We start from the raw sequence: 3,479 nt of genomic DNA, 5'->3' as shown, positions 1-3,479 counted from the left end.
ACGCGGGATTTCGTCTACGTGGGAGATGTCGTGTCAGCCATCATGCAGGCGCTCACTTCAGAGGCGAGCCTTCGCGATGGTGGCGGGCGCGGACCCGCGTACAACATCTCAACCGGAACCGAGACGAGCGTTGAGACGCTGGCCGGCGAGTTGCGCTCGGCGTCCGCCGTGTTCAGGGATTTCGACCACGAGCCGGCGCGCGAAGGCGACATTGCGCGCAGCGCGCTCGATCCGCGCAAAGCGCGCGACGTGTTCGCGTGGTCCGCGCGCGTACCGCTCTCGAGCGGCCTGGCGCTCACGTGGCGCTGGTTCGTACGGAACGCGTAGCTGTCCCTGATGGAAGGCCGCGATTCCGACACGGATGAGGGCGTCGAGGGGATTCGCGCGCTTTACGAGGCGAAGGTGGCCGCGGAGCTTGCGCTCGCCGATTCGCGCGCGCCGGGCTCTGACGTCATAGCTTGGAGTGGAGACGTTCTCGCATCGGTGATGCTCGTGAAAGGACTTCCTGGACCTGCCGAAGCCACAGGCGGCGCGGCGCTCTCGGGTGCGGACGGCGCAGCCGCCGACAAGGCGCTCGAAGCGCTCGGGCACGGTTCGGCACGAGTGTTCCGGATGCTTTCACGTCCCGAGTCGGGAATCGATTTTGCAGCGCGGGCGCAACGACTCAGAGGCGCGCTCGAGGCCGTTGACCCCGGACTGGCGATCGCGCTCGACGCCGAGGCCGCCGAGGACCTCGCCGCGGTGCTGGGCCTCGCTCGGTCACGGTTCGGAACGGCCGAACACGTGATGGGCAGGACGTTCGTCGCCGTGGACGGCCTTGAAGCATCCTTAGCAGATGGGGTGCGCAAGAAACGGGTCTGGAAGCAGTTCCAAGCAGCCACAGCACCCGGGCCGGTCTACTGAACTACGTGTGCGCAGTGCACGGGGCGCGCACGGCGCGCCCGTCTTCCAGATTCAGCGCGCGTCTGTGGTCAGGCTCAGTCCTCCTCGATCTCCGCGATCGCGCCCATCGGGCACTCCTCCATACAGCTCGCGCACCCGGTGCAATTCTCGTCGTGTACCGGCTCGGCTGTCTCGCCTACGATCTCGAGCACGTCGTCAGGACAGGTGTCCACGCAGATACCGCAGGCCGAGCAGTCCTCTTCGTTGATGATGGGTCGGGGCATGGGTCCCTCCACGTCTGCCGCGGTCAGCCGTTCGCACGGTAGGGTACCGAGGTCGTGAGGTGCTGTAAAGGGCAAGCAGGGTTGATTCTCTGGTTGATTCTCTTGCAGGTGGCCGGTTACCACCGGCTGAGCCGGGGTATACACAACGGGCGTCAGGAAACTTGACACAGACACACTCATATCTCTACGATGCGTGAGGCGATGGGAGCATTCGGCTACCTGTCGCCCGGAGCCTGACCACCAGCGTCACTGAAGACGTTGCGCGCATGGAAGGAGCAGATTGAAGATGGGCAAGGTAATCGGTATCGATCTCGGCACCACTAACTCGGCAATGGCCGTGCTTGAGGGTGGCGAGTCCACGATCATGATCAATGCCGAGGGCGATCGCACCACCCCGTCGGTCGTTGCATTCCGCAAGGACGGCGAGCGAATTGCTGGCAAGGCCGCGAAGAACCAGGCCGTCACCAACCCCGAGAACACGATCAAGTCGATCAAGCGTTTCATCGGTCGCAAGTTCGAGGAGACCGAGTCCGAGCGCAAGACCGTCGCCTTCAAGGTCGAGAAGGGCAAGGATGGCCGTGCGAACGTGGACATCGACGGCAAGCACTTCACGCCCGAGGAGATCTCGGCGATGGTGCTCCAGAAGCTAAAGGCCGACGCTGAAGCGTATCTGGGAGAGAGCGTGACACAGGCCGTCATCACGGTCCCGGCGTACTTCAACGACATGCAGCGCCAAGCGACCAAGGATGCCGGCAAGATCGCCGGGCTCGAGGTCCTGCGCATCATCAACGAGCCCACCGCCGCCGCTCTCGCCTACGGGCTCGACAAGGGCGGCAAGGAGCAGACGGTACTCGTCTTCGACTTGGGTGGCGGCACGTTCGACGTGTCGGTACTCGAACTCGGCGACGGCGTGTTCGAGGTCAAGTCGACCAATGGTGACAACCATCTCGGCGGCGACGATTGGGATCAGCGCGTCATCGACTGGCTCGCCGACAAGTTCAAGGCCGACCACAGCATCGATCTGCGCGTGGACAAGATGGCACTGCAGCGCCTCAAGGAGAAGGCCGAAGAGGCGAAGATGGAACTCTCACAGGCCCAGACCGCGCAGGTGAGCCTGCCGTTCATCACGGCCGACGCAAGCGGTCCGAAGCACCTCGACTACACGCTCACACGTGCGGAGTTCCAGAAGATCACGGCGGATCTGCTCGATCGGTGCAAGAAGCCGCTCGAGTCGGCGCTCAGGGACGCGGGGCTCAAGACGGGCGACCTGGATGAGGTCATCCTCGTCGGCGGGTCCACCCGCATGCCCGCGGTGCAGGAACTCGTGAAGAGCCTTACCGGCAAGGACCCGCATATGGGTGTCAACCCGGACGAAGTCGTCGCGGTGGGCGCTGCCATCCAAGGCGGCGTGCTCGCGGGCGACGTGAAGGACATCCTGTTGCTCGACGTCACACCGCTGTCGCTGGGTGTCGAGACGCTCGGCGGAGTGATGACGCGCATGATCGAGCGCAACACCACGATTCCGACGCGCAAGACCGAGGTCTACACGACGGCGGCCGACGGCCAGACGAGCGTGGAGATCCACGTGCTGCAAGGCGAGCGCGAGATGGCCGGGAACAACAAGACCCTCGGCAAGTTCCACCTCATGAACATCCCGCCGGCGCCGCGCGGTGTCCCGCAGGTCGAAGTCACCTTCGATATCGATGCGAACGGCATAGTGAACGTCTCGGCGAAGGATCGCGGGACCGGCCAGGAGCAGAAGATCACGATCTCAGGCTCGACCGCGCTCTCGGACGAAGAGGTCGACCGCATGGTGAAAGACGCGGACGCCCATGCCGATGAAGACCGCCGCAAGAAGGACGAGGCCGAGATACGCAACAACGCCGACAGCCTGCTCTACGGCACGGAGAAGACCGTGAAGGACCTTGGTGACAAGGTGCCCGAGGAGACCAAGTCGGCGGTTGACGAGGCCTCCGAGGCGCTCAGGAAGACACTTGAGGGCGATGACTTCGACGCCATCAAGACAGCCACCGAAGCACTCCAGACTGCGTCGTACAAGTTGGCCGAGATCGTCTACCAGGACGCTCAGACGGAGGCCGAGGGCGGCGAGTCCGCTACCACCGAGGCCGCCGGTTCCGAGGACGAGGTCGTCGAGGCCGACTACGAAGTCGTCGACGAGGAGAAGTAACCATGGGTGCGCGCACACCGGACGACGCCGCCGGGTCGACCGGCGGCGTCCCCGGATCCCCACTCGATCCCGAGCTCGAAGAAGACCTCGGTGCGGAGTTCGAGTTGAGGGCCGACACGGTCGCA

At 64.4% G+C, this 3,479-nt stretch carries 4 protein-coding genes; 3 read left to right on the top strand and 1 reads right to left on the bottom strand.

Going from position 1 to position 3,479, the window contains the following annotated elements:
• Both Q8K99_04305 and Q8K99_04300 read left to right on the top strand, forming a co-directional pair.
• Nucleotides 1–327, top strand: a 327-nt coding sequence (locus Q8K99_04305) for a GDP-mannose 4,6-dehydratase (GenBank protein ID MDP2181775.1), incomplete at its 5' end; no start/stop codon positions are given.
• 9 nt (nucleotides 328–336) lie between these two features.
• Nucleotides 337–903, top strand: a complete 567-nt coding sequence (locus tag Q8K99_04300) for a hypothetical protein (protein MDP2181774.1) — start codon at nucleotides 337–339, stop codon at nucleotides 901–903.
• Between the two features lie 74 nt (nucleotides 904–977).
• Here Q8K99_04300 and Q8K99_04295 read toward each other — a convergent pair whose 3' ends face one another.
• Entirely contained in the window at nucleotides 978–1,166 is a 189-nt protein-coding gene (locus Q8K99_04295) for a 4Fe-4S binding protein (protein ID MDP2181773.1), read from the bottom strand.
• Nucleotides 1,167–1,452: 286 nt separating this feature from the next.
• On the opposite strand from Q8K99_04295, the gene dnaK reads away from it, so the two are divergent.
• Nucleotides 1,453–3,354, top strand: a complete 1,902-nt coding sequence (gene dnaK, locus Q8K99_04290; protein ID MDP2181772.1) for a molecular chaperone DnaK — start codon at nucleotides 1,453–1,455, stop codon at nucleotides 3,352–3,354.
• Nucleotides 3,355–3,479 lie beyond the last annotated feature (125 nt).

It is taken from the genome of Actinomycetota bacterium (assembly GCA_030682655.1).
Taxonomy (GTDB): domain Bacteria; phylum Actinomycetota; class Coriobacteriia; order Anaerosomatales; family JAUXNU01; genus JAUXNU01.
The sequence above is the reverse complement of the archived record's forward strand: the minus strand, read 5'-3'. Positions and strand labels throughout refer to the sequence as shown.

Bases quoted from the DNA above. Each gene is read 5' to 3' on its own strand.
- Q8K99_04300 (MDP2181774.1), top strand. From the start codon at position 337: ATGGAAGGCCGCGATTCCGACACGGATGAGGGCGTCGAGGGGATTCGC.
- dnaK (MDP2181772.1), top strand. From the start codon at position 1,453: ATGGGCAAGGTAATCGGTATCGATCTCGGCACCACTAACTCGGCAATG.
- Q8K99_04295 (MDP2181773.1), bottom strand. From the start codon at position 1,166: ATGCCCCGACCCATCATCAACGAAGAGGACTGCTCGGCCTGCGGTATC.